The 25,586-nt window shown below is 59.9% G+C and carries 22 protein-coding genes and 2 pseudogenes; 11 read left to right on the top strand and 13 right to left on the bottom strand.

All coding sequences use genetic code 11. From position 1 onward, the window contains the following. Positions 1–77 precede the first annotated feature (77 nt). From aspS to IMW75_RS01580, 3 genes are all read right to left on the bottom strand, one after another. A complete protein-coding gene (gene aspS, locus IMW75_RS01590) occupies positions 78–1,853 on the bottom strand; it encodes an aspartate--tRNA ligase (RefSeq protein ID WP_045058233.1) in 1,776 nt (591 codons plus the stop codon). A gap of 109 nt (positions 1,854–1,962) precedes the next feature. After that, on the bottom strand, positions 1,963–2,184 hold the full coding sequence (locus tag IMW75_RS01585) for an FmdB family zinc ribbon protein (RefSeq protein WP_045058234.1): 222 nt from the start codon (positions 2,182–2,184) through the stop codon (positions 1,963–1,965). A gap of 375 nt (positions 2,185–2,559) precedes the next feature. After that, positions 2,560–3,030, bottom strand: coding sequence for a Dps family protein (locus tag IMW75_RS01580; protein ID WP_045058235.1), 471 nt, complete (start codon positions 3,028–3,030; stop codon positions 2,560–2,562). 309 nt (positions 3,031–3,339) lie between these two features. Between IMW75_RS01580 and IMW75_RS27140 the strand changes: the two genes are divergently transcribed. Then, positions 3,340–3,942 (top strand): cold-shock protein, encoded by a 603-nt coding sequence (locus IMW75_RS27140; protein WP_122840143.1) that lies wholly within the window; start codon positions 3,340–3,342, stop codon positions 3,940–3,942. A gap of 60 nt (positions 3,943–4,002) precedes the next feature. Here the strand turns inward: IMW75_RS27140 and IMW75_RS01570 are convergent, their stop codons facing one another. Beyond that, positions 4,003–4,209 (bottom strand): SlyX family protein, encoded by a 207-nt coding sequence (locus IMW75_RS01570; protein WP_045058237.1) that lies wholly within the window; start codon positions 4,207–4,209, stop codon positions 4,003–4,005. Between the two features lie 3 nt (positions 4,210–4,212). Continuing rightward, a complete protein-coding gene (locus tag IMW75_RS01565) occupies positions 4,213–4,638 on the bottom strand; it encodes an HIT domain-containing protein (RefSeq protein WP_205891699.1) in 426 nt (141 codons plus the stop codon). 884 nt (positions 4,639–5,522) lie between these two features. Here IMW75_RS01565 and IMW75_RS01560 point away from each other — a divergent pair. Further along, positions 5,523–6,851, top strand: coding sequence for an OprD family porin (locus IMW75_RS01560; RefSeq protein ID WP_045058239.1), 1,329 nt, complete (start codon positions 5,523–5,525; stop codon positions 6,849–6,851). Positions 6,852–6,931: 80 nt separating this feature from the next. Here the strand turns inward: IMW75_RS01560 and IMW75_RS01555 are convergent, their stop codons facing one another. Together IMW75_RS01555 and IMW75_RS01550 are read right to left on the bottom strand one after the other, a co-directional pair. After that, positions 6,932–7,774: a mechanosensitive ion channel family protein gene (locus IMW75_RS01555; RefSeq protein ID WP_045058240.1), complete on the bottom strand. Its 843-nt coding sequence runs from the start codon at positions 7,772–7,774 to the stop codon at positions 6,932–6,934. A gap of 18 nt (positions 7,775–7,792) precedes the next feature. Beyond that, positions 7,793–8,278 (bottom strand): YajQ family cyclic di-GMP-binding protein, encoded by a 486-nt coding sequence (locus tag IMW75_RS01550; protein ID WP_007906601.1) that lies wholly within the window; start codon positions 8,276–8,278, stop codon positions 7,793–7,795. Positions 8,279–8,411: 133 nt separating this feature from the next. Between IMW75_RS01550 and IMW75_RS01545 the strand changes: the two genes are divergently transcribed. The 3 genes from IMW75_RS01545 to IMW75_RS01535 are packed head-to-tail and all read left to right on the top strand — an operon-like array spanning position 8,412 to position 11,999. Continuing rightward, complete coding sequence (locus tag IMW75_RS01545; RefSeq protein WP_205891698.1) at positions 8,412–9,329, top strand: putative 2-dehydropantoate 2-reductase; 918 nt, start codon at positions 8,412–8,414, stop codon at positions 9,327–9,329. A gap of 45 nt (positions 9,330–9,374) precedes the next feature. Then, positions 9,375–11,405: a sensor histidine kinase gene (locus IMW75_RS01540; RefSeq protein ID WP_045058242.1), complete on the top strand. Its 2,031-nt coding sequence runs from the start codon at positions 9,375–9,377 to the stop codon at positions 11,403–11,405. Positions 11,406–11,414: 9 nt separating this feature from the next. Then, positions 11,415–11,999 carry a cob(I)yrinic acid a,c-diamide adenosyltransferase gene (locus tag IMW75_RS01535; protein WP_205891697.1) on the top strand — a complete coding sequence of 195 codons (585 nt, stop codon included), beginning with the start codon at positions 11,415–11,417 and terminating at the stop codon, positions 11,997–11,999. 130 nt (positions 12,000–12,129) lie between these two features. Here the strand turns inward: IMW75_RS01535 and IMW75_RS01530 are convergent, their stop codons facing one another. The 4 genes from IMW75_RS01530 to secA form a co-directional block, all read right to left on the bottom strand. Then, positions 12,130–13,074, bottom strand: coding sequence for a Nudix family hydrolase (locus IMW75_RS01530; protein ID WP_205891696.1), 945 nt, complete (start codon positions 13,072–13,074; stop codon positions 12,130–12,132). Next, positions 13,071–13,703, bottom strand: coding sequence for a glutathione S-transferase family protein (locus tag IMW75_RS01525; RefSeq protein WP_205891695.1), 633 nt, complete (start codon positions 13,701–13,703; stop codon positions 13,071–13,073). Before IMW75_RS01525 ends, IMW75_RS01530 begins: the two co-directional genes overlap by 4 nt. Positions 13,704–13,859: 156 nt before the next feature. Beyond that, the gene (argJ, locus tag IMW75_RS01520) at positions 13,860–15,077 is read right to left on the bottom strand and encodes a bifunctional glutamate N-acetyltransferase/amino-acid acetyltransferase ArgJ (RefSeq protein ID WP_205891694.1); all 1,218 of its coding nucleotides are present in this window, start codon (positions 15,075–15,077) and stop codon (positions 13,860–13,862) included. Between the two features lie 118 nt (positions 15,078–15,195). After that, positions 15,196–17,931 (bottom strand): preprotein translocase subunit SecA, encoded by a 2,736-nt coding sequence (secA, locus tag IMW75_RS01515; RefSeq protein ID WP_205891693.1) that lies wholly within the window; start codon positions 17,929–17,931, stop codon positions 15,196–15,198. Between the two features lie 307 nt (positions 17,932–18,238). Here secA and IMW75_RS01510 point away from each other — a divergent pair, with 307 nt between their 5' ends. Further along, positions 18,239–18,694: a DUF721 domain-containing protein gene (locus IMW75_RS01510; RefSeq protein WP_007945864.1), complete on the top strand. Its 456-nt coding sequence runs from the start codon at positions 18,239–18,241 to the stop codon at positions 18,692–18,694. Between the two features lie 74 nt (positions 18,695–18,768). Here the strand turns inward: IMW75_RS01510 and IMW75_RS01505 are convergent, their stop codons facing one another. Next, on the bottom strand, positions 18,769–20,256 hold the full coding sequence (locus IMW75_RS01505) for a helicase HerA-like domain-containing protein (protein WP_205891707.1): 1,488 nt from the start codon (positions 20,254–20,256) through the stop codon (positions 18,769–18,771). Between the two features lie 174 nt (positions 20,257–20,430). Between IMW75_RS01505 and IMW75_RS27535 the strand changes: the two are divergent. The 5 genes and pseudogenes from IMW75_RS27535 to IMW75_RS01485 form a co-directional block, all read left to right on the top strand. Next, positions 20,431–21,462, top strand: a pseudogene (locus IMW75_RS27535) (HAMP domain-containing protein); the annotation flags it as partial. 93 nt (positions 21,463–21,555) lie between these two features. After that, positions 21,556–22,320, top strand: a complete 765-nt coding sequence (locus tag IMW75_RS27530) for a methyl-accepting chemotaxis protein (RefSeq protein WP_442963620.1) — start codon at positions 21,556–21,558, stop codon at positions 22,318–22,320. A 188-nt stretch (positions 22,321–22,508) separates the two neighbouring features. Beyond that, positions 22,509–23,631 (top strand): annotated as a pseudogene (locus tag IMW75_RS01495) (glycosyltransferase family 4 protein). Next, on the top strand, positions 23,624–24,400 hold the full coding sequence (locus IMW75_RS01490; RefSeq protein ID WP_205891691.1) for an N-acetylglucosaminyl phosphatidylglycerol deacetylase: 777 nt from the start codon (positions 23,624–23,626) through the stop codon (positions 24,398–24,400). Before IMW75_RS01495 ends, IMW75_RS01490 begins: the two are co-directional and overlap by 8 nt. Continuing rightward, positions 24,397–25,392 (top strand): glucosaminyl phosphatidylglycerol flippase, encoded by a 996-nt coding sequence (locus tag IMW75_RS01485; RefSeq protein WP_205891690.1) that lies wholly within the window; start codon positions 24,397–24,399, stop codon positions 25,390–25,392. The genes IMW75_RS01490 and IMW75_RS01485 overlap by 4 nt, the downstream gene beginning before the upstream one ends. Here IMW75_RS01485 and IMW75_RS01480 read toward each other — a convergent pair. Continuing rightward, positions 25,379–25,585, bottom strand: a complete 207-nt coding sequence (locus IMW75_RS01480; protein ID WP_045058251.1) for a hypothetical protein — start codon at positions 25,583–25,585, stop codon at positions 25,379–25,381. The two genes, IMW75_RS01485 and IMW75_RS01480, sit on opposite strands and share 14 nt — an antisense overlap. Position 25,586 lies beyond the last annotated feature (1 nt).

Below are 25,586 nucleotides of genomic sequence, written 5' to 3'. Positions count from 1 at the left end.
ACTGCGCCAGCCAGCAACCAAAAATCTCGACCTAAAGAAAAGGCGCACCCCATAAGGATGCGCCTTGACGACCCGCTTTACTCGGCTTTCGGCGTTTCGCGCAGACGAATGTGCAATTCGCGCAATGCCTTGGCATCGACTGCACCCGGAGCCTGAGTCATGACATCAGCCGCGCTCTGGGTTTTCGGGAACGCAATCACTTCACGGATCGACTGGGCGCCGGTCATCAGCATGACCAGGCGGTCCAGGCCGAAGGCCAGGCCACCGTGGGGCGGTGCACCGTACTTCAGGGCGTCAAGCAGGAAGCCGAATTTCTCTTCCTGTTCCGCTTCGTCGATGCCGAGCAGGCGGAACACCGTCTGCTGCATTTCCTTGCGGTGGATACGGATCGAACCGCCACCCAGCTCGGTGCCGTTGAGCACCATGTCGTAGGCACGGGACAGAGCGGTCGCCGGGCTGGCTTCGAGCTCTTGTGGCGTGCACTTCGGCGCGGTGAACGGGTGATGCAAGGCACTGAAGCTGCCGTCGTCGTTCTCTTCGAACATCGGGAAGTCGACGACCCACATCGGCGCCCACTCGCAGGTCAGCAGGTTCAGGTCGTTGCCGACCTTGATCCGCAGCGCGCCCAAGGCTTCGCTGACGATCTTGGCTTTGTCGGCACCGAAGAACACGATGTCGCCGTCGACCGCGCCAACGCGATCAAGGATCACATTGAGGTTGGCTTCAGGGATGTTCTTGACGATAGGCGACTGCAGGCCTTCGACGCCTTTGGCGCGCTCGTTGACCTTGATGTACGCCAGGCCCTTGGCACCGTAGATGCCGACGAACTTGGTGTAGTCGTCGATCTTGCTGCGCGGCATGCTCGCCCCGCCCGGTACGCGCAAAGCTGCGATACGGCTTTTCGGGTCATTGGCCGGGCCGCTGAACACCTTGAAGTCGACTTCCTTGAGCTGGTCGGCAACGTCAACCAGTTCCAGCGGGTTACGCAGGTCCGGCTTGTCGGAACCGTAACGACGCATGGCCTCTTCGAAGGTCATGTGCGGGAAGTCGCCGAATTCCAGATCCAGCACTTCCTTGAACAGGTTGCGGATCATCTGTTCGGTGATGCCCATGATCTCTGTTTCATCGAGAAAGCTGGTCTCGATGTCGATCTGGGTGAATTCCGGCTGGCGGTCAGCCCGCAGGTCTTCGTCACGGAAGCATTTGGCGATCTGGTAGTAACGGTCGAAGCCGGCAACCATCAGCAATTGCTTGAACAGCTGTGGCGATTGCGGCAAGGCGAAGAACGAACCGGCGTGCGTGCGGCTCGGCACCAGGTAGTCACGTGCGCCTTCAGGCGTGGCGCGGGTCAGGATCGGCGTCTCGACGTCGAGGAAGCCGTTCTCGTCCAGGAAGCGACGGATGCTGGTGGTCATGCGCGAACGCAGACGCAGCTTCTCGAGCATTTCCGGGCGACGCAGGTCGAGGAAGCGATAGCGCAGGCGGGTTTCTTCGCCAACGTCGGAGAACTCGTTCAGCGGGAACGGCGGCGTTTCCGACTCGTTCAGCACTTCAAGTTCGTAGCCCAGCACTTCGATCATGCCCGACGCCATGTTGGCGTTGGTGGCACCGGCCGGACGCAGGCGCACCTTGCCGGTGACCTTGACCACATATTCGCTGCGCACGCGGTCGGCGACGGCGAAGGTTTCAGCGCGGTCCGGGTCGAACACCACCTGGGCCAGACCGTCACGATCACGGATATCGAGGAAAATCACCCCACCGTGGTCACGGCGACGGTGAACCCATCCGCAAAGGGTAATTTCCTGGCCGTCCAGGCTTTCGTTCAGTTGGCCGCAATAATGGCTGCGCATCATGGTAATGGTTTCACTTCTCGTAATTCGAAATTCGGTAGGAGGTCTTGCCCATCTCAGGAGCTGGATGATGCAGGAGCTCGCACGTGTCGTTCAACTCGGACCCTGGAATCTAGTCAGCTTTGTCGCCGCCGGCCAGGTTCTTCTTGGAGCCGGTCTTGAAATCGGTTTCGTACCAGCCGGTGCCGCTGAGGCGGAAGCCCGGCATGGACAGCATCTTTTTCAGCTCTGGTGCCTGGCACGCAGGGCAGTCGACCAGCGCCGGAGCGCTGATCTTTTGAATGGCTTCCAACTGATGACCACAGGAAGCACATTGATAGTCGTACATCGGCATGGGGGTTGTCTCGGCGATCAGATTGCTACCGCAGACTCGGGGTTTTGCGGCAAAGAGCGGGATTATATCCATTAAATGCAGCCAGTGCAGCCGTAAGACTGCACAGACCGACACTCTGCAACTTTCACCCTGCCGCCCCGGTCAATGGGGCGCTCGACGAGCAAGCCCGCGCCTGTGCAAGCGAAGGAAAAATGGGATATCCAGATGACTTTTTAACCACCCTCGCAGGATTTTACTGCAACTGCAGGGAGATCATGGATGACGGTCCTGCTCCGTACAGTTTCCTGCAACACCCGGTGCAAAATCGTTCGAGGTGAAGGGTGTCGGACCACGCACGGGTGACACCCCCAAGGATGCCAGCCGTGCGCACGCGCCTTATTGGTCCAGCAAGGAACGCAGCATCCACGCGGTTTTTTCGTGAACCTGCATGCGCTGGGTCAGCAGATCGGCAGTCGGTTCGTCACTGACCTTGTCGAGCAGTGGGAAAATACCCCGCGCGGTGCGGGTAACGGCTTCCTGACCGGCAACCAGCTGCCGAATCATGTCCTCGGCATTCGGCACACCCTCTTCTTCCTTTATGGAAGACAGGCGCGCATAGATGGAATAGGCACCCGGTGCCGGAAACCCGAGGGCGCGAATGCGCTCGGCGATCGAATCCACGGCCAGGGCCAACTCGTTGTATTGCTCTTCGAACATCAGGTGCAGGGTCCGAAACATCGGCCCCGTGACGTTCCAATGGAAGTTGTGGGTTTTCAGATAAAGCACATAAGTGTCCGACAGCAGGCGCGACAGTCCGTCGACGATGGACTTGCGGTCTTCTTCACTGATACCAATATCAATTGCCATGCGGTTCCCCTAAAGGTGATTGATTCCATCCAACAGGTGCAGGGACCACTCTAGCAAGGCTGTCGCCACACCGCAGCACCGGATGGCCAGTCCCCGTGCGACAAATTGCCCGCATGACGCCGCTGGACTGCCTGATTTGAGTAGCCACAAGCTTTGCTGTTAAATAGGCAGTGTGTCGCCAGCGTCTATTTTTCCGGACGCTGCGCATAGGCTGACTTCGGGTACGTGCCCAACGCCTCTTATTGTTCTGAAGCGAACCGTGCTCCGTCAGCTCTTCCTTGTGATCCGTCTTAACGTGAGTTAATCAAAATGTTGAAAATCGTCCACCTGCTAATGGGCGCAGCAGCCTTGCTGCTGTCCTTCATCCCTAGCCTGCGATCCGAAGCTGTTCCTTACCTGCAACAACCCGATGCACTGTACCTGGCCTTTTTCGGCCTGCTCAACCTTACCCTCGCGCCTGTCATTCCCTACTGGAACAAAGGCCCGCGTCATCAACTGCAGAACCTGGTCAGCGCCTTGCTGGTCCTGGCTGTCGTATTGCAGACACTGACGCTTCTTGCGGAGATTGCATTTGTCTCCGGTCAACCCAACGTGCTGTTCAGCCTGGCTGCTGCCGTCATTGCCGTCCTCCTGCACCTGGCGATCAGCTTCTACAAATCTTCACCGGCCGCCGCTTCGCCCAGCTACGACATGACCAACCGCGATACCGGCACCGTCAAGTGGTTCAACACTTCCAAGGGTTTTGGCTTTATTTCCCGTGACTCCGGCGATGATATCTTTGTGCATTTCCGGGCCATTCGTGGCGAAGGTCACCGCGTCCTGGTCGAAGGCCAGCGCGTGGAGTTCTCCGTGATGAATCGCGACAAGGGCCTGCAAGCCGAAGACGTGATCGCGGCTCTGCCGCGCCGCTGATTCCCGGCTGAAAAAAACCGCGAACAGCCCGGCTGTTCGCGGTTTTTTTATGCCTACCCTTTAGTAATGGGGCGGCGGGGCTTCTTCTTCGGAAGACTCGAACTGCCCGACCATTTCCTCCTGACGTCGAATCAGGGCCGCCATCTGCAGCTGCAGCCGCTCGACGACGACCTGCTGCGCCACCAGTACATCGTTGAGGGTGTTAATGGTGTCATCCTGAAATGCCAGGCGGCTTTCCAGGTCATTGATGCGCTCCTCAAGACTCATGATTCAACCCTCCAGAAACGTGAAATCTTCAGTTAACACCCGCTGCAGCCGTTCGCGGATAGCTGCCACCTGCTCGGCACTGTACGCCACGGCCGGATGTTTGCCCCAGACCGGGGCCGGCCAGGCAGCGTCTTCGCGCTTGCGCACGATGACATGCATGTGCAACTGGCTGACTACATTACCCAGCGCTGCAATGTTCAGCTTGTCAGCGTCGAACGAGTCCTTCAGCGTCTGCGCCAACGCTGTAGTCTCCTGCCACAGCTGCAGCTGATCAGCGACATCCAACTGAAATATCTCGCTGATATCCTCGCGGCGTGGCACCAGGATGAACCAGGGGTAATTCGAATCGTTGGACAAGAGCAGCCGACAGAGCGGGAAATCCCCTATCGGTAAGGTGTCTTGTTGAAGTCGTGAATCCAAGGCAAACACTGTGCGCACTCCGGCAGATGATCATTTACAACCTGGCCACATCTTCAACGACGCTTGACCAGGCGACAGTTGAGCAGCATACCTGCGAACGTCGCTCGCATCACGACCATCGACGACGGCAGGCAGCACGCTCCGACATGGGCCTTTTCTGTGCAAGACGCACCATTTCAGCACGAACCAGGAAGGCGAAAGCGCTGAAGTGACTGATTATCAAGGCGACGTTCCAAACCACATCATGGCCGCGCTGAGTGAATTGCGCACAGTGCTGCAAATTTTTTGCACCAAAACCGCACATTGCGTCTACGCTGATGGGTCGGGGATCCACCTTTTACTCACTTGCGGGGTGAACCGGTAACATTTTGACTTGTCGCGCTGATAGCCAGAACGGTGAAACACGATGCCAATCCCGGCGTCAAGCTCGAACCTCGGGGCACGAACCCCCCGGTTTTATGAGGCCTTTACGGCTTTTGGCGATATTTCAGAAAAAAAACAGACAGATTTCCGATTTGAGCACGCTTGTTGCATTCACACCCACATCGCCTTTTGCGCCTCCGCTGGAAGTGGAAGCCGCCAGGCATATAAAAACAGTGGCAAGGTAGCCCGATGGAGATTCACTCGTTTCACCAGGGACTCTTTTTACCGATGCTCAGGCCCTGGAAAACAACAAACAAGTTGTCAGTCCTCTTGCATTGGGGCTGTAAATTTGCGACATCTACCCAGCTGTTTGCGACAGGGTCGTAAAGATGCTGAAAGGTTAGATGCGCAAGTATCGCCAACATGGTCGGCGTGATATAAGTTTGCGCCGACACAAAAAGAAAGAGCCGCCCAGATAATAAAACAGGTGGGACGGCAGTACTCTTCTAAAACCAAAGGAGCAAATCACGATGCGCGTGATGAAGTGGAGCATGATCGCACTGGCAGTTGCAGCAGCAGCCAGCACTCAAATGGCTACGGCCGCACCTTTCGTAGGCGACCAGGCCGAAGCCAAAGGTTTTGTTGAAGACAGCACTTTCAACGTGCTGCTCCGCAACTACTACTTCAACCGTAACAAGAAAGACGGCGCAGTCGATGACAAAGACTGGACCCAGGGTTTCCACGGTGTATTCAACTCTGGCTACACCCAGGGCACCGTGGGTGTTGGTATTGACGCTTTCGGTTACCTCGCCATCAAACTGGACGGTTCCGACAAGTACTCGGGTTCGGGTAACCTGAGCACCAACGCTGCTGGCGAAAACAATGACAGCCAGGGTAAAGCAGGCGCTGCACTTAAAGTTCGCATCTCCAAGACCGAACTGAAAGCGGGCGACATGCAGCCTAGCACCGCACCAGTATTTGCTGTTGGCGGTTCCCGTATCCTTCCGCAAACTGCCAGCGGTTTCCAACTGCAAAGCAGCGAGATCAAAGACCTTGACCTCGAAGCCGGTCACTTCTACTCGGCGACCAGCCAGGACAAAAACGGCCGTGACGGCGGTCTGTGGGCCAACTACGCTGGCGTCGAAGCTGACACCATCAACTACGGTGGTGCCAAATACGGCATCAACGAAAACTTCAGCGTATCGCTGTACGGCGCTCAGCTCGAAGACATCTGGAACCAGTACTACGCCAACGCCAACTACACCATCCCTATGGGTGGCGATCAGTCGGTGAACCTGGACGGTAACATCTACCGCACAGACGATTCCGGTAGTGCTGAAGCAGGCGACATCAGCAACACCGCGTTCTCCCTGGCAGCTGCTTTCTCGTTCCTGAAAGCGCACACCCTGACCGTTGGCTTCCAGAAAATCAACGGCGACACCCCGTTCGACTACGTCGGCGTGGGTAAAAACAACCGTGGCGGCGACTCGATCTTCCTCGCCAACTCCATCCAGTACTCTGACTTCAACGGTCCTGGCGAGAAGTCGGCCCAAGTACGCTACGACCTGAAAATGGCCGAGTACGGCGTTCCTGGTCTGAGCTTCATGACCCGTTACGTGAAAGGTTGGGACATCGACGGCTCCAACGCTCCGGTGAATGGCGCTTACGCTGGCCTGTACGGCGAAGATGGCAAACACCACGAAACCAACGTTGAAGCCAAGTACGTAGTACAAAACGGCCCGGCTAAAGACCTGTCGTTCCGCATTCGTCAAGCATGGCACCGCGCCAACGCTGACCAAGGCGAAGGCAGCATCGACGAGTTCCGCCTGATCGTTGACTACCCGCTGTCGATCTTGTAATCGAAAGCTGTTAGTTAGCTCTAGATAAAAAAAGGCCCATCTTCGGATGGGCCTTTTTTATTGTTTTCAGCTTATGCCTGTTACTGCACGGCCCCTTCCTGAACCACTCGAATCACCCGTTGCGGAAACGGAATATCGATACCAGCGGTTTTAAGACGATCCCGGGATTGCTCGTTGAACATGAACATCACGTCCCAGTAATCAGCAGTCTTGACCCAAACGCGCAGGGAAACAGTAATCGAACTGTCGCCCAGGGTGGAAATGACCGCTTGTGGCGCCGGCTCAGCCAATACGCGTTCGTCCTTGGCCAGGTCGAGCAACACTTCACGGGCTTTTTGCAAGTCCGCTTCGTAATCCACGCCCACATCGAACACGACTTTGCGGGTTGGCTGACGGTTGGTGTTGGTAATGATGCCGTTGGACAAGTTGCCATTGGGCACGATGATGGTCTTGTTATCACCGGTACGCAGCACAGTATGGAAAATCTGGATACTGTCCACGGTACCCGAAACACCCTGCGCTTCAATCCAGTCACCGATCCGGAACGGACGGAACAGCAAAATCAACACCCCGCCGGCAAAGTTCGCCAGGCTGCCCTGCAATGCCAGGCCGATGGCCAGGCCTGCCGCACCGATCGCCGCGACAAAGGAGGTGGTTTCCACGCCAATCATCGACGCGACGCTGACGATCAGCAACACTTTCAGGATGATGTTCGCCAGGCTGCTGATGAAGCCCTGCAACGCCAGGTCGGCGTTACGCAGTGCCAGCAGGCCGCCGAGTTTCTGCGTGACCTTGTTGATCAGCCACCAGCCAATGGCCAGGGTAATGATTGCGAGCAGCACGCGGCTGCCGTATTCCATGATCATTGGAATCCAGGCTTGGGACGCCTTGACCAGGTTGTCCACTTCAGCATTCAAATCCATTGTTGCTCTCCTTCGAAATCAATCGCGGAAGTTGTTGAACTGCAGCGGCATGTCGAAGGTTTTGGCGCGCAGTGCGGCGATAGCCTCCTGCAGATCGTCACGCTTTTTCCCGGTAATGCGTACTTGCTCGCCCTGAATGGCGGCCTGCACCTTGAGCTTGGCATCCTTGACGTGGGCGACGATCTTCTTCGCCAGCTCCTTGTCGATGCCTTCCTTCAGTACGGCTTCCTGCTTCATCAGCTTGCCCGATGCATAGGCGTCCTTGACCTCAAGGCACTGCACATCGATTTTGCGCTTGACCAGTGCCAGCTTGAGGATCTCAATCATGGCTTCAAGCTGAAAATCGGCTTCTGCGGTCAGGTTGACGGTCAGGTCTTTTTCCTTGAATTCGAAGGTGCCCTTGCCTTTCAGGTCATAGCGGCGATCGAGTTCCTTGACGGCGTTTTCGACCGCGTTGGTGACTTCGTGTTTGTCCAGTTCGGATACCACGTCGAACGACGGCATGTAATCTCTCCAGTAAAAGGGGTGCCCATGGAGCACGCCTGGCTTGCGGTTAAAATCCGCGCTGATTATAACGGGTCTTTCCGATCATTCACTGCGAGCCTCCGATGCGCGTCATAAACAGAGCAAAAAGCTGATGTCGACCACCTGGCACATCCTCGGTGCGGGCAGCCTCGGCACCCTATGGGCCACTCGTCTGGCTCGGGCCGGGGTGCCGGTCACGCTGATTGTGCGAGATCAGGCGCGACTGCAGGCCTACGAGGCGCAAGGCGCGCTGACCCTGGTCGAACATGGCGAGGCGCGCAGCTACCCGATCCCGGCGCAGACACCGGACAGCGCCGAGCCAATCAGGCGCCTGCTGGTCGCCTGCAAGGCCTATGACGCCGAGAGCGCCGTGGCCCAACTGGCGCCGCGCCTGGCACCCGACGCCGAGTTGATCCTGCTGCAAAATGGGTTGGGCAGCCAGGACGCCGTTGCCGCCCGGGTTCCCCACGCTCGCTGCCTATACGCTTCAAGCACCGAAGGGGCGTTTCGCGACGGCGACTGGCGAGTGGTCTTTGCCGGCCACGGCTATACCTGGCTGGGGGACGCCAGCCACCCGGTGCCGCCGATCTGGCTGGATGATCTGACAGCCGCTGGCATTCCCCATGAATGGAGCACCGACATCCTGACCCGGCTGTGGCGCAAACTGGCGCTCAACTGTGCGATCAATCCGCTCACCGTCCTGCACCAGTGCCGCAATGGCGGGCTTGAAGCGCATCATTGCGAAGTCGCCACACTCTGCGGTGAACTGAGCGAGCTGCTCCAACGCTGCGGCCAGCCGGCTGCCGCCGAGGATTTGCAGCAGGAAGTAGAGCGCGTGATCCACGCCACTGCGGCGAATTACTCGTCCATGTACCAGGATGTCGACAGCCGGCGGCGCACCGAGATCAGCTACCTGCTGGGTTACGCCTGTAAAGCCGCGCGCCGGCACTCGCTGCACCTGCGACACCTGGAGCAGCTCGAGTCGCGCCTGATCGCCCATCTGCAAAGCCTTGGATTGCCCAGCGACTAAGCAGCGGCTACGCTGGCCACTTGTTCCTTTGCAGCGACGAACCTGATGCCATTGCGCCAGCGCCTTGAAAACCTACCGGTCGGTCAGAAATTGCTGGCCGCCCTGTTGGTGCTGTTGACCACTGTTCTGCTAGTCGCCAACCTGACCTTTATCAGCGCCGCTTATTATATTTCCCAGGAAAGCATGGCGCCCCAGGCCTTACAGACCATTGGCCGCCTGGTGTCCAACCCCAGCCTGATCTCCGACGCCTTGCAGTCACCACAAAGCGCCGAACGCCTGCTCAACGAGCTCAACAGCTATTCGCCTCTGCGGGCAGCCGCCCTCTACGATGGCAAAGGCCAGCGCCTGGCGCAGTTGCAACAGGGGGAAAAGCTCAAGTTGCCAGAGCACTACCGGCACATCGAGTCCTGGCAAGCCACCGAATTTCGCAGCAACCAGGTGATCACCCTGCCCCGCCCCGGCACAGCGCCTGGTCACTTGCTGCTGGTTGCCAGCAGCGAACTGCCGATGGCGTTCTACACCGGTACGCTGACGGCAAGCCTGGGGATCCTGATCTTCAGCATCCTGTTGTGGCTGGTGATCGCCCGGCAGATCAAGCGCCTGATTACCCGGCCGATCCATCAGCTGGAAGAGTTGTCCCGGCAAGTCACAAGGGAAGAGAACTACGCCCTGCGCGCCTCTCGCGGCAACCATGACGAAATCGGCAGCCTTGCCGAGGCGTTCAATACCATGCTGTCGCGGATCGAAGCGCGGGAGCAGCAGCTCAAACGCGCCCGTGACGACTCCCAGGCCGCTTACGACCAGGCTCAGGGGCTGGCGGAAGAAACCCGCCATACCAATCGCAAACTGGAACTGGAAGTGCAGGTTCGCAGCAAGATCGAGAAAAAGCTCACGGGCTTCCAGAATTACCTCAACAGCATCATCGACTCGATGCCCTCGGCGTTGATTGCCCTGGATGAACAGCTCTACGTCACCCAATGGAATCAGGAGGCCAGCGCGCTGTCCGGGACTCGCCTGGACGAGGCCCTGAACCAGCCGATCTTCCTCGCCTTCGAACCGCTAAAGCCGTATTTGCCGCAGCTCAAGCAAACGGTCGAACAGCACACGGTGGCCAAGATCGAGCGGGTGACCTGGGTCAAGGATGATGAAGCCAGGCATTACGCCCTGACGTTTTATCCACTGATGGGCGGCGCGGGTCGTGGCGTGGTCATCCGTATCGACGACATTACCCAGCGTCTCTCGCTGGAAGAGATGATGGTGCAGTCAGAGAAAATGCTCTCAGTCGGCGGCCTGGCGGCGGGTATGGCGCATGAGATCAACAACCCCTTGGGCGCCATCCTGCACAACGTGCAAAACATCCGCCGGCGCCTGTCCCCGGAGTTGCCGAAGAACCTTGAACAGGCCGAGCACATCGGCATCGAACTGGAAACCGTGAACCAGTATCTGGTGGCTCGTGAAGTGCCGCAACTGCTCGACGGTATCCAGCAGGCTGGCGCCCGCGCGGCGAAGATCGTGACGCACATGCTCAGTTTCAGCCGGCGCAGCACCCGGCAAATGGCGCCCTGCGACCTGCCGGCGCTGATTGATCAGGCAGTGGAAATCGCTGGCAACGACTTCGACCTGGCGATCGGTTTCGACTTCAAGGGGCAGGCGATCATTCGTCAGTTCGACCCGCAGCTCGGCCCGGTCCCCGGCACCGCCAACGAGCTGGAGCAGGTGCTGCTCAACCTGCTGAAAAATGCCGCCCAGGCCATTCATCAGCGCGAGGACGACCGCGAACCGGGGCGGATCATCTTGCGCACCCGCCTGAACCCGCCCTGGGCGGAGATCCAGGTCGAGGACAACGGCATCGGCATGAGCGAGAGCGTGCGCAAGCGTACTTTCGAACCGTTCTTCACCACCAAGGAAATCGGCCAGGGGACCGGGCTCGGTTTATCGGTGTCGTACTTCATCATCACCAACAACCACAAGGGCCAGATGGAAGTGCAATCGACCCTCGGCCAGGGCACCTGCTTCACCCTGCGCCTGCCCTTGGCGAGCACTGCGCTCGTCTCTCAGGAACTCAATCAGCTATAGAGGTAACCCATGGGCTTTCGCTTGTCGAAAATCTACACCCGCACTGGCGACAAAGGCGAAACAGGCCTCGGCGATGGTCGCCGAGTGCCCAAGGACCATCCACGAATTGAAGCAATTGGTGAGGTTGACACGCTAAACAGTCAGGTTGGTGTGCTGCTGGCGGGATTGGCGCAGGAAACTGCTGCGTATCCTGGGCTTAATGAAGTGGTCGAGGTGTTAGCGCCTTGCCAGCACCGCTTGTTCGACCTCGGCGGCGAACTGGCAATGCCTGAGTATCAGGCTCTGAACATGGCAGAGATCGAGCGCCTGGAGGCGGCGATCGATGTATGGAACGAAGAACTGGGGCCGTTGGAGAATTTCATTTTGCCCGGCGGTTCGGCGCTGATTGCCCAGGCGCACGTGTGCCGCAGCCTGGCGCGCAGTGCGGAGCGGCGCTGTCAGCATTTGAATGCGACTGAGCCGCTGGCCGGGGTCGGGTTGGCTTACATCAATCGGTTGTCGGATTTGCTGTTTGTGATGGCAAGGGTCATTGCCAGGCGCCAGGGGGTTGCGGAAATCTTGTGGCAGCCGGCGGTGAAGCCCACAGAAGCGTAGCGCCTGTTCGGGCGCCATCGCTGGCAAGCCAGCTCCCACAAGTTTTGTCGTGTGCACAACATGTGTGAACGACACCAAACCCTGTGGGAGCTGGCTTGCCAGCGATGAGGCCAGCAGCCTCAATACACAATCAAGCCTCAGGCCAGAACGCGCGGATCCCCGCCACACCCTGAGCCCCAGCTTCCCAAGCCTGCTGCCGCTCAGCCGGGCCCACGCCACCCAGCAGGAACACCGGTTTGCTGAACCCTTCGATCAAGCTCACCGCCTGCTGCCAACCCAGCGGCTGGGCATCCGGGTGGGTCTGGGTCGGCTGTACCGGCGACAGGGTGACAAAGTCCACGCCCATCTGCTCGGCCAACGCCAGCTCCTCTGCGTTATGACAGGACGCCGCCAGCCAGCGCGACGCCGGCAGCGGTCGACCCGCTGCCGCGTATTTGCGCAGTTGGGCGGCCGTGATATGCCAGCCGGCCGAGGGAAAATCACCCAGCCACTCGAACGGCCCCTTGATCATCAACTGCGCCTTGCCCGCACACAGTCCCGCCGCATCCACCGCCAGATCCCGGTATTTGGGATCGTAGCCGTTTGGTGCGCGCAGCTGGATAAGCTTGATGCCGCCTGCGATGGCTTTCTGGATACCGCGCAATAGTGCCGGGGTCTCCAGATCTTCAGGGGTGATCAGGTATTCGGCCGGCAAGCGCGCAGCCGCGACGATCGGCTGGTTGGCCGCCGGAAATTCGTAGTCCAGCAGGTCCCGCGGAGCCACCCAGGCCAGCGGCTGGCCTTCGGCCCCATGCGGCTCACCGGTAAACGCCGAGACTTCCCAGACATCCAGCAATACTTGCTTGTCAGGATAATCGTGGCGGACCTTGATCAGCGGGTGCGCTGCGCTGACCACAATTCCCAGCTCTTCATGAAGCTCGCGAGCCAAGGCGGTTTCGACGGACTCGTCAGCCTCGACCTTGCCACCCGGGAACTCCCAAAGACCGCCCTGGTGCTGGGTATCGGCGCGCCGGGCGATCAGGATCTTGCCACTGCTGTCACGAATAACCGCAGCCGCTACATGTACGCGTTTCACTGCCCAACCTCCTTCAGACCTGCTTTCTGCCAGGCCTTGAACGCTGGCCATTGGTAGATCGTATCGATGTAGGCCTCATCCTCGGCCGGTACTTTCACCTGATAGGTGCGCAGGCGCACAGCAATCGGGGCGAAGACAGCATCGGCCAGGCTAACTTTGCCAAACAGGAACGGACCGGCGTCGGACGCAGCGGCCCGGCACTGCGCCCATAACGCCAGCACTCGTTCGATGTCCTCCTGGACTTCAGTCGGAGCCGACACCAGTGGCGCGTCGCGGCTGAGGTCAAACGGCATGTTGGCCCGCAGGGCGAAGAACCCGGCGTGCATTTGCGCGCAGGCCGAGCGGGCCTGGGCCCGGGCCGCTACATCGCTGGGCCAGAGCCCAGCATCCGGGAACTGTTCGGCCAGGTACTCGGCAATCGCCATGGAATCGGCGATGGTGCCATGCCTGGTTTTCAGCAGCGGGACTTTGCCGGTCGGCGAGTGTTTGAGCAGGCGTTCACGGGTGTCCGGCTGGTTCAGCTTGATCAGTTCTTCGCTGTAGGGGGCTTTGGCCAGATCAAGCGCCAGCGCGCCGCGCAAGGACCAGGAGGAATACAATTTGTCGCCGATGATCAGGTGGAGGCTCATGTTCGGGACCCTTGGATAAGAGGTATGGGCCAGATTTTTCAGCTTCTGGTTGACCGTCATCGCGGGCAAGCCCGCTCCCACAGGGTCAGCGCAATCCTGTGGGAGCGGGGCTTGCCCGCGATGGGCCGGGGTCGCGTTCGACCGACCCGGTCTGACTTAAGTACGGTACTCAGCGTTGATCTTTACATACTCATGAGACAGATCTGTGGTCCAGATCGTCTCGCTGCACGCGCCGCGACCCAGTTCGATCCGGATAGTGATTTCTTCCTGCTGCATCACCGCCGCACCCTGGGCTTCGGTGTAACTGGCCGCACGGGCGCCGTGGCTGGCGATGCACACCTCCCCGAGGAACACGTCGATCTTGCTCGCATCCAGATCGGGCACACCCGCGCGGCCAACGGCGGCCAGGATACGGCCCCAGTTCGGATCGGAAGCAAACAGTGCAGTCTTGATCAGGGGCGAGTGAGCCACGGTGTAACCGACGTCCAGGCACTCCTGGTGGTTGCCGCCGCCATTAACCTGGACGGTGACGAACTTGGTCGCGCCCTCGCCATCACGAACGATCGCCTGGGCGACATCCATGCACACTTCGAACACGGCCTGTTTCAGCTTGGCAAACAGCTCGCCTTCGGCGCGGGTGATTTCCGGCAGCGCCGCCTGTCCGGTGGCGATCAGCATGCAGCAGTCGTTGGTCGAGGTGTCGCCGTCGATGGTGATGCGGTTGAACGACTTGTTGGCGCCGTCCAGCAGCAGATTTTGCAGCACTTCACGGGACACTTTGGCGTCAGTGGCGATGTAGCCCAGCATGGTCGCCATGTTCGGCCGAATCATGCCCGCACCTTTGCTGATGCCGGTGACGGTGATGGTCACGCCGTCATGGTCGAACTGGCGGCTCGCCCCCTTGGGCAAGGTGTCGGTGGTCATGATGCCGGTGGCGGCAGCTTCCCAGTTGTTGACCGACAGGTCGTCGAGCGCAGCCTGCAAGGCGCCTTCGATCTTCTCGACCGGCAGCGGTTCGCCGATCACCCCGGTGGAGTACGGCAGCACCAGGCGGGCATCGACGCCGGTCAGCTCTGCCAGCTTCGCGCAGGTGCGCTCGGCGGCGGCCAGGCCAGGCTCGCCGGTGCCGGCGTTGGCGTTGCCGGTGTTGGTCAGCAGGTAACGCACCGGGCCTTGCACTCGCTGCTTGGCAAGAATCACCGGTGCGGCGCAAAAGGCGTTCAGGGTGAACACGCCAGCGACCGTCGAGCCTTCGGCACAGCGCATGACCACGACATCCTTGCGCCCCGGGCGCTTGATGCCGGCCGAAGCAATACCGAGTTCAAAACCGGCAACCGGGTGCAACGTTGGCAAAGGACCAAGACCAACAGCCATGAATGCGCTCCTTAAAAATAGTCATCGCCGACGCAGATGATCGGCGGTATCAAATGGCAAAACGCCGCGACGGCTGATGCCGGTCGCGGCGCGGGTATTTCAGCGTGCTGAACGGGTTTTACTGGATCTGCCCGTGGCAATGCTTGAATTTCTTGCCCGAACCGCAGTAGCACAGTTCGTTACGGCCCAGCTTCTGTTCGTTACGCACCGGCGCGGTGGCGAGGGCAACATCGACCTCTTCACCCAGCAGTTCCGGCTGCTCCAGACCTGGCGGCTCGTCGTGCTGGAATTGCATGCGTGCGGCCAGAGCTTCGGCTTCCTGGCGCAGGCGTTGCTCTTCTTCGATCGGGTCTTCGCGACGAACCTGTACGTGAGACAGCACACGAATCGAGTCGCGCTTGATCGAATCCAGCAGCTCGGAGAACAGCGTGAACGACTCGCGCTTGTACTCTTGCTTCGGGTTCTTCTGGGCGTAGCCACGCAGGTGGATACCATGACGCAGGTGATCCATGGTCGACAGGTGGTCTTTCCACAGGTCATCCAGTACGCGGAGCACAATCTGCTTCTCGAAGGTACGCAGCGCTTCGGCGCCAGCCTGGTCTTCTTTCTCGTGGTACGCGGCGATCAGCTCGTTCATCAGCTTCTCGCGCAGGGTCTCTTCGTACAGGTGATCGTCTTCGTCGAGCCACTGCTGGATCGGCAAGGCAACACCGAAATCACTCTGCAATGCAGCCTCAAGACCGGCCACGTCCCACTGCTCTGGCAGCGACTGTGGCGGAATGTGCGCGCTGACGGTGGCGTTGAGCACGTCCTGACGGAAGTCAGCGATGGTCTCGCCGATGTTGTCAGCGGCCAGCAACGTGTTACGCATGTGATAGATCACTTTACGCTGTTCGTTGTTGACGTCGTCGAACTCGAGCAGTTGCTTACGAATATCGAAGTTGCGGCCTTCTACCTTGCGCTGAGCCTTTTCGATGGCGTTGGTCACCATGCGGTGCTCAATTGCTTCGCCAGGCTGCATGCCCAGGGCTTTCATGAAGTTCTTCACCCGATCAGAGGCGAAGATACGCATCAGGCTGTCTTCCAGCGACAGGTAGAAGCGGCTCGAACCGGCATCACCCTGACGGCCGGCACGACCGCGCAACTGGTTGTCGATACGGCGCGATTCGTGACGCTCGGAAGCGATGACCTGCAGGCCACCGGACTCCAGCACTTGCTGGTGGCGTTTTTGCCAGTCGGCCTTGATCTGGGCGATCTGCTCAGGGGTCGGATTCTCCAGCGAAGCCACTTCCACTTCCCAGTTGCCGCCCAACAGGATGTCGGTACCACGACCGGCCATGTTGGTGGCGATGGTCAGTGCGCCTGGGCGACCGGCCTGGGCGATGATCTCGGCTTCCTTCTCGTGGAACTTGGCGTTCAGGACCTTATGCTCGATGCCTTCCTTGTTGAGCAGATTGGACATGTGCTCGGAAGTTTCGATGGTTGCAGTACCCACCAGCACCGGACGGCCCTGGGTCATGCATTCCTTGATGTCGTTGATGATCGCCGCGTATTTTTCGTCGGCGGTCAGGAACACCAGGTCGTTGTAGTCCTTACGTGCCAGCGGACGGTTTGGCGGAATCACCATGACCGACAGGCCGTAGATCTGGTGGAACTCGAACGCTTCGGTGTCTGCCGTACCGGTCATGCCGGACAGCTTGTTGTACAGGCGGAAGTAGTTCTGGAAGGTGGTCGATGCCAGGGTCTGGCTTTCGGCCTGGATGTTCAGCTCTTCCTTGGCTTCGATGGCCTGGTGCAAGCCTTCGGACAGACGACGACCCGGCATGGTACGACCGGTGTGTTCGTCGACCAGCACAACCTGCCCGTCCTGCACGATGTATTCGATGTTGCGATGGAACAGCTTGTGCGCACGCAGACCGGCATAGACGTGGGTCAGCAGGCCCAGGTTATGTGCCGAATACAGGCTTTCGCCTTCGGCCAGCAGACCGACGCGGGTGAGCATGTCTTCAATGAACTGGTGACCGGATTCGTTGAGCTCGACCTGACGCGTCTTCTCATCGACGGTGTAGTGGCCAGCTTTGGTGACTTCGCCTTCTACTTCCTCGACGTGCAACTCCAGTTGCGGGATCAGTCGGTTGATCTCGACGTACATCTTGGAGCTGTCCTCGGCCTGACCGGAAATGATCAGCGGGGTACGGGCTTCGTCGATGAGGATGGAGTCGACTTCGTCGATCACGGCAAAATTGAGTTCGCGCTGGAATTTTTCTTCCATGCTGAACGCCATGTTGTCGCGCAGGTAGTCGAAACCGAATTCGTTGTTGGTGCCGTAGGTGATGTCGGCGGCGTAAGCCAGGCGCTTCTCTTCCGGCGGCTGGAACGGCGTGACAACGCCGACCGTCAGGCCGAGGAATTCGTAGAGCGGACGCATCCAGTTGGCATCACGACGGGCCAGGTAGTCGTTCACGGTCACAACGTGCACGCCCTTGCCGGACAGCGCGTTCAGGTAAACGCCCAGTGTTGCCACCAGGGTCTTGCCTTCACCGGTACGCATTTCCGCGATCATGCCTTCATGCAAGGTCATGCCGCCGATCAGCTGGACATCGAAGTGGCGCATACCCATGACGCGCTTGCCGGCTTCGCGGGCGACCGCAAAGGCTTCAGGCAGCAGCTTGTCGAGGGTTTCCCCTTTGGCGATGCGGGCCTTGAACTCGTCTGTCTTGGCACGCAATTGATCGTCCGAAAGGGCCACCATTTGCTCTTCGAAGGCATTGACGAATTGCACCGTCTTGAGCATGCGTTTGACTTCACGCTCGTTCTTGCTTCCAAAAAGTTTCTTTAACAAAGGCGCAAACATATCGGCAGGATCTTCCACACTAAAGGGATGGAGGGCGGCCCCGTGAGTCGCCCGAGCAGCCCTCATGGCCGCATGCGAACGAGCATTCTACCCGGAAACGATGGAGAGGAAAGTGGCGTTATTCCACGATGCTGGCACAGCGCTGTGACGGGGCTCACTTACAATAAGGCCTTTTCTGCCAGTTTCAACCCGGATAAGTACGAAGTTAATCATTGATTTAATGGATAAAGCGTCGCCAGAACGATGGATGGGGTACGGCCAGGCCTTTCTGCTAAGATGGCTGCTCTGTTACTTCAGGTGTCTGATCATGGCATTTCGCCCTCTCACGGCCAGAGCACCCGCCGTTCTGCTTCGCGAAGCCAAACCGCTTAAAGCCATCTTTGGTCACGCTCAACGCCTGGGTCATCTGCAGCGCCTGCTGGAAAGCCAGCTGCAGCCTGCCGCCCGGGAACACTGCCATGTGGCCTCCTGGCGCGAAGGCAGTCTGCTGCTGATCGTGACCGATGGGCATTGGGCGACCCGGCTGCGCTATCAGCAGAAGCGTTTGCAGCGTCAGTTACAAATGTTTGACGAATTTGCCAGCCTGACGCGGATTCTGTTCAAGGTACAGCCGCCCACCGTTCAGCAAGGTGCTGCGGGACATACCATCAGTTTGTCGACGGATGCAGGCGCAACCATTCAGGCCACGGCCGACGGAATCAGCGATCCGAATCTCCGGGCAGCGCTGGAACGGCTGGCGGCTCACGCCAAACCAAAGGTTTAACGGCATCAGATCAAAAGATCGCAGCCTTCGGCAGCTCCTACGTAGGAGCTGCCGAAGGCTGCGATCTTTTGCTTTTAGCGGCGTTTGTTGCCTCCCAGCAACGACCCCATCAACCCCCGCACCAACTGCCGCCCCAGTTGATTGGCCGCCTGACGCATCGCCGACTTGAGCGCCTGACCCGCCGCCGTGCCAAGGAATTCCCCGGCCTTGTCGGTGAAGCTTGGCTCTTCAGCGCCTGCCTTGCCCGGTGTGGCTTCAGGCTCCGGCGCCAAGCCCTTGCGCCCCATCAGCACTTCATAGGCTGACTCGCGATCGATCGGCTTGTCGTAACGGCCTTTGAACGGCGAGCCGGCGATCAGCATCGTGCGCTCGGTCTCGGTCAGCGGTCCGATCCGCGACTGCGGCGGCGCTACCAGCACCCGTTGCACCATCGCGGGGGTGCCTTTGTCCTGCAAGGTGCCCACCAGCGCCTCGCCGATCCCCAATTCGGTCAGCACCGACAAGGCATCAAACGCCGGGTTGGGACGAAAGCCCTCGGCGACCGCACGCAGGGATTTCTGCTCCTTGGCGGTGAACGCGCGAAGCCCATGTTGCACACGCAAGCCCAACTGGGCCAGCACGTCATCCGGCAGGTCACCCGGCGACTGGGTCACAAAATACACCCCCACGCCTTTGGAGCGGATCAACCGCACCACTTGCTCCAGGCGATCACGCAGGGCCTGGGGAGTACCGGCGAACAGCAAGTGTGCCTCATCAAAAAACAGCGCCAGCAGCGGTTTGTCTGCATCCCCGCGCTCGGGCAATTGCTCGAACAGTTCAGCCAGCAACCACAACAGGAACGTGGCGTAGACCTTCGGCGCTTCATGTACCAGGCGGCTGGCGTCGAGCAGGTGAATGCGCCCGCGACCCTCGGCGGTCGGTTGCAGGATGTCTTCGAGCTGCAACGCGGGCTCACCGAACAGCGCTTCGGCCCCCTGCTGTTCAAGCGTTGCCAGGCGGCGCAACAACGCCTGGCTGGAACCGGTGGTCATCAGCGCGGCGTCGTCTCCCAGCAACTGCGGATGATCGCGCAGGTGATTGAGCAGCGCCTTCAGGTCTTTGAGGTCCAGCAGTAGCAGACCTTCCCGATCCGCGACCTTGAACGCGGCATACAGCGCCGACTGCTGGCTGTCGGTCAGTTCCAGCAGGCTGCCCAGCAGCAACGGGCCCATTTCACTGAGGGTGGTGCGCAAAGGGTGACCTGACTTGCCGTGGATATCCCACAAGGTCACCGGATACGCCTGGGGCTGGTGATTCAGCCAGGGCATGCCGGCGATGCGCTCGGCGATCTTGCCCTGGGGATTACCGGCAGCCCCGAGCCCGCACAGGTCGCCCTTGATATCGGCGGCGAACACCGCCACCCCGGCGTCGCTGAAGGCTTCGGCCAGGCGTTGCAAGGTGACCGTCTTGCCGGTCCCGGTCGCCCCGGCGACCAGGCCATGACGATTGGCCAGGCGCATCGCCTGGGCGATAGGGTTACCAGCGAGATCAGCACCAATAACAAGTTGCGAGGAGTCAGGCATTTCGTCACCCATGGTTAATCTTTGATTCCTGATGGCCGATACAGGGGATTGAAGAGCGTCGGTAATTTCCTACAGAAAAAACGGAGCTGTGCGCTTGTGATCGTCACCACCCACTTTCGCGTTCTCTTATAAAAGCACGCCCTGGCCATTAAGACCTTAGCGGAACCTCAAGCCATGAACAAAAACCTGCGTTTCAGCCATAAAATCCTGCTTGCCGCCGCGCTAATCGTCATTGCCGCCTTCGCCTCGTTTACGCTGTACAACGACTACCTGCAACGTAACGCCATCCGCGAAGACCTGGACAACTACCTCAACGAGATGGGCGACGTTACCGCCAGCAATATCCAGACCTGGTTGAGCGGGCGCATCCTGCTGATCGACAACCTGGCCCAGAACATCGCCATCAACCCCGAGCCGGGCACTGTGGCCAGCCTGCTTGAGCAGAAAGCGTTGACGTCGACCTTCATGGCCTCCTACCTGGGCGACGCGACCGGCAGTTTCACCATTCGCCCGGACGCCAAAATGCCTGCCGGCTTCGATCCGCGAGTGCGCCCCTGGTATAAAGGTGCCGAAAGTAGCAGCACCGCCACCCTGACCGAACCTTACATCGATGCGGCCACCGGGCAGACCATCATTTCCATTGCCACTGCCTCGAAAAAAGCCGGCCAGAGCGTCGGCGTAGTGGGCGGCGACCTGAGCCTGCAAACCCTGATCGATACCCTCAGCGCCCGGGATTTTGACGGCATGGGTTACGCGTTCCTGGTCAGTGCCGATGGCAAGATCCTGGTTCACCCGGACAAAACGCTGGTCATGAAGACGCTGAGCGAGGCCTTTCCCCAGGGGGCGCCGCGTTTGAGCAGTGACTTCAGCGAAGTGGAAGTCGATGGCAAGACCCGCATCGTTAACTTCACCCCGGTCAAAGGCCTGCCTTCGGTCAACTGGTACATCGGCCTGTCGGTCGACAAAGACAAAGCCTTCTCGATGCTCAGCGAGTTCCGTGCATCGGCGGTTGTGGCGACGCTGATCGCCGTGGCAATCATCATCGCCCTGCTGAGCATGCTGATCCGCCTGCTTATCCAGCCATTGCACGTGATGACCCGGGCCATGGAAGACATCGCCGACGGTGAGGGAGACCTGACCAAGCGCCTGACCATCCAGAACAACGATGAATTCGGCATCCTGGGCACGGCGTTCAACCGCTTCGTCGAGCGCATCCACGGCTCGATCCGCGAAGTGGCGTCGGCCACCGGCCAGGTCAATGAAGTGGCGTTGCGCGTCGTCGCCGCGTCCAATTCGTCGATGTTCAATTCCGATCAGCAAGCCTCGCGCACTAGCAGCGTGGCCGCCGCGATCAATCAACTGGGGGCCGCAGCCCAGGAAATCGCCCGCAACGCCGCCCAGGCATCAAGCCAGGCCAGCGACGCGCGCAATCTGGCCGAAGACGGTCAGCAAGTGGTGGATCGCAGCATTGCCGCGATGAATCAACTGTCGAGCATGCTCAGCGCCTCGAGCACCAATATCGAATCGCTTAACAGCAAGACCGTGAATATCGGGCAGATCCTCGAAGTCATCACCAGCATTTCCCAGCAAACCAACTTGCTGGCACTCAACGCGGCGATCGAGGCGGCACGCGCCGGCGAAGCGGGTCGTGGCTTTGCGGTGGTCGCCGATGAAGTGCGCAACCTGGCGCATCGCACCCAGGAATCGGCACAGCAGGTGCAGACCATGATCGAGGAACTGCAGGTCGGTGCACGGGAATCGGTGAGCAACATGAGCGACAGCCAGCGTCACAGCCAGGACAGCGTGGACATCGCCAACCTCGCTGGCGAACGCCTGAACAGCGTGACCCTGCGCATCGGCGAGATCGACGGGATGAACCAATCGGTAGCCACGGCGACCGAGGAGCAGACGGCGGTGGTGGAATCGATCAACGTCGACATTACCGAGATCAACACGCTGAACCAGGAAGGGGTGGAGAACCTGCAGTCGACGTTGCGGGCGTGTTCAGACCTGGAGCAGCAGGCGGCGCGGCTGAAGCAGCTGGTGGGTAGTTTCCGTATCTAACATCAGAACCGACGCCATCGCGGGCAGGCTCGCTCCCACAGGTTAACGTCCAGACTTGTGGGAGTGAGCCTGCTCGCGATGGCGCTCTCAAATCAAACACAACGCCAACTGCCCAGCCACCCGGCAAACCTCAACCGAACATCTATCCTTCAAAAAGGTCAACCGAGGGAGAACAACGGACCGGAGGGATGCTCATCGTGCATATCGCTGACATAACCATGTTCTACGCCCCTGCCAGCGGTGGCGTGCGCACGTATCTGGATGCCAAACACCGACGCCTGGGCATCAAGCCCAGCATTCGCCACAGCCTGCTGATTCCCGGCGCCCACCTGGGCGAACAGGACGGCGTATACACTGTTCCCGCCCCCCGCCCTGCCCTTCGGCAAAGGCTATCGTTTTCCCGTTCGCCTCGCCCCCTGGCGAAATGTCCTGCAGGATCTGCAGCCCGATCTGATTGAAGTCGGCGACCCTTACCTCACGGCCTGGGCAGCCCTGGACGCGCGACGTCAGCTGGATGTTCCGGTGATTGGCTTTTATCACTCGGATTTGCCGCTGCTGTGCAGCAATCGCATGGGCAACTGGGTAACACCCAATGTCGAAGCCTATGTCAGGAAGCTGTATGGCAACTTCGATCGGGTACTCGCGCCCAGCCAGGTCATGGCCGACAAGCTGATTGGCCTGGGGGTAAAAAATGTCTATGTGCAGCCTTTGGGCGTCGACCTGCAAACCTTCCACCCTGGCGCTCGCGACACGGGGCTGCGGGCGGAACTGGGCATTGCCGAAGACAGCCGCCTGCTGATCTTTGCCGGTCGCGGTTCCAAGGAAAAAAACCTGCCCGTGCTGCTCGATTGCATGAAGCGACTGGGCCCGCGCTTTCACCTGCTGCTGGTGGGTTCATCGATGCCAACACTCGTGCCGGATAACGTCACGGTGATCGATGAGTTCTGCCCGGCGCCGCACGTGGCTCGCCTGATGGCCAGCTCCGATGCACTGCTGCATGCTGGCGATCAGGAAACCTTCGGCCTGGTGATCCTCGAAGCCATGGCCAGCGGTATCCCGGTAATCGCGGTAGCGGCCGGGGCCTTTCAGGAAATCGTCACCGACCAGTGCGGCCTGCTCTGCGCACCCAACAGTCCGGCGGCAATGGCCAGCGCCGTCCACGCGCTATTCAGTTCGGGCAGTACGGCCCTGGGTCAACAGGCTCGCCGTCATGTGGAACAGCATTACGCCTGGGATACGGTGGTCGACAGCCTGCTGGGGCATTATCATGCTGTGCTGGGCACGCAATGGCCGCTGATCGCCAATGGTTGAATCCGCGAATCCCCCCTGCCTGCTGCTGGTGCTGCACGATGTCGCACCGCAGACCTGGCCCGACTATCAGCCTTTCGTCGAAGCTGTCGATGCCCTGGGCGCGGTGCCGATGACCTGGCTGGTGGTACCTGACTTCCACAAACACAATGACCTGCAAGCGCACCCGGACTTTCGCCGACTGCTGTCCCATCGTCTGGCCCGGGGTGACGAACTGGCGCTGCACGGCTATTTTCATTGCGACGAAGGTTCACCGCCGAGCACCCCACGAGACTGGTTCATGCGCCGTATCTACACCCACGAAGGTGAGTTCTATCACCTGACCGAGCAGCAAGCGCTGTCCCGCCTGCAGGCTGGCATCGAGATGTTCCGTCGCTACGACTGGCCCCTGGAAGGGTTCGTCGCGCCGGCCTGGTTGATGAGTACCGGAACACGGCAAGCCCTGCGCCAGTTGCCGCTGAGCTACACCAGTGATCCACAGCACCTTTACCGCCTGCCGGACTTCAGCGTTGTGGACGCGCCGGGACTGGTGTGGAGCGCCCGCAGTGCCTGGCGTCGCGGCCTGTCGAAGTGGCTCAGCGACCGCCGGGAGCAACGCTGGCAGCAAGCGCCGGTGATTCGCCTCGGCCTGCATCCGGTGGACATGCGCCACCGGTTCTCCCGGGATTACTGGCTGCAAACCGTCAAGCGTCTGCTGGATCAGGGGCGTATGCCGCTGACCAAGGCCGACTGGTTGCGACTGCCAGACGCTGCTGTCGGTCGCCGCGCATGAGCCGCGTCATTCTTCTTCTCGTCGCGCTGCTGGTTGCGGTGCTGATCCCGTCCCTGCTGGGCGGGAATGAAACCTGGTATCGGTTGCGGCATTTCCCCCTGCACTGGCTGCTGATCATGTTCGGCATGATTCTGTTGTGCTGGGTCCTGAACACCCTGCGCCTGCGACTGTTATTGGGCGATCAGTGTCACAAGGTCGGCCGCCTGAAAAGTCTTGGGGTGGTGATGGCCGCCGAGTTTGCCTATTGCGCCACGCCTGGAGGCAGCGGCGGACCTCTGACGATCATGGCCCTGCTCTCGCGCCAGGGCGTTCGCCCGGCCAGGGGCAGCGCGGTGTTTGCGATGGATCAGCTCAGTGACCTGGTGTTCTTCCTGTGCGCGCTGAGCGGGATCCTGATCTACGCACTGTTCCAGCACCTGAGCCAGCGAATGGAATGGCTATTGATGGTCAGCGCCATTTCAATGTTTGGCGGCCTGGTCAGTTGCATCGCGGTGGCGCGCTACCACCGATTGCTGATCCGCCTGAGCGGCCGCCTGCTGGCGCGTCTCAATGTCAAAGCCTCAACGCGCCTGCGTTGGGCACGCAAACTCCTGCACTTTCTCGCCGCATTCACCGACACCCTGAAACTTCCCCGTCAGACGCTGATCAAGGTATTTGCACTGACCTGCCTGCATTGGGGTTTGCGTTACAGCGTGTTGTACCTGGCCGTGCGCGGCCTGGGGGCGGACCTGCAGTGGGCCTGGACGTTCCTGATCCAGATGCTGTCTCTCAGCGCCGGGCAGTTCAGCCTGTTGCCCGGCGGCGCCGGAGCGACAGAACTGACCTCGGCCGCGTTGCTGGCGCCGATGGTGGGCAAGTCGACGGCGGCCGCGGCCATCCTGATCTGGCGGGCCGTGACTTATTACTTCTACCTGGTGGTGGGAGGACCGGTGTTCTTTTTGCTGCTGGGGCGACCGCTGCTGAGGAAATTGATGAGGCTCAAGCAGGCTTAGGGGTGGTTTGCCCCGAAGTTTCCACGGGGCCCAAATCCTCGTCCTCTGGATGCAACGTCTCCCACAACTCCCGCGCACCTGGAAACTCCGTGCCATCCTCGGCACTCAAGTCATCGGGATCGTAACGACTCAAACAGCCCTCCCCCAACGTCGCGGGAGGCGTGGAAGTCGCCTTGTCGATTGGATCAGCCATT

It is taken from the genome of Pseudomonas gregormendelii, assembly GCF_017114825.1.
Taxonomy (GTDB): Bacteria; Pseudomonadota; Gammaproteobacteria; order Pseudomonadales; family Pseudomonadaceae; genus Aquipseudomonas; species Aquipseudomonas gregormendelii.
This window is presented reverse-complemented; position numbering and strand designations above follow the sequence as displayed.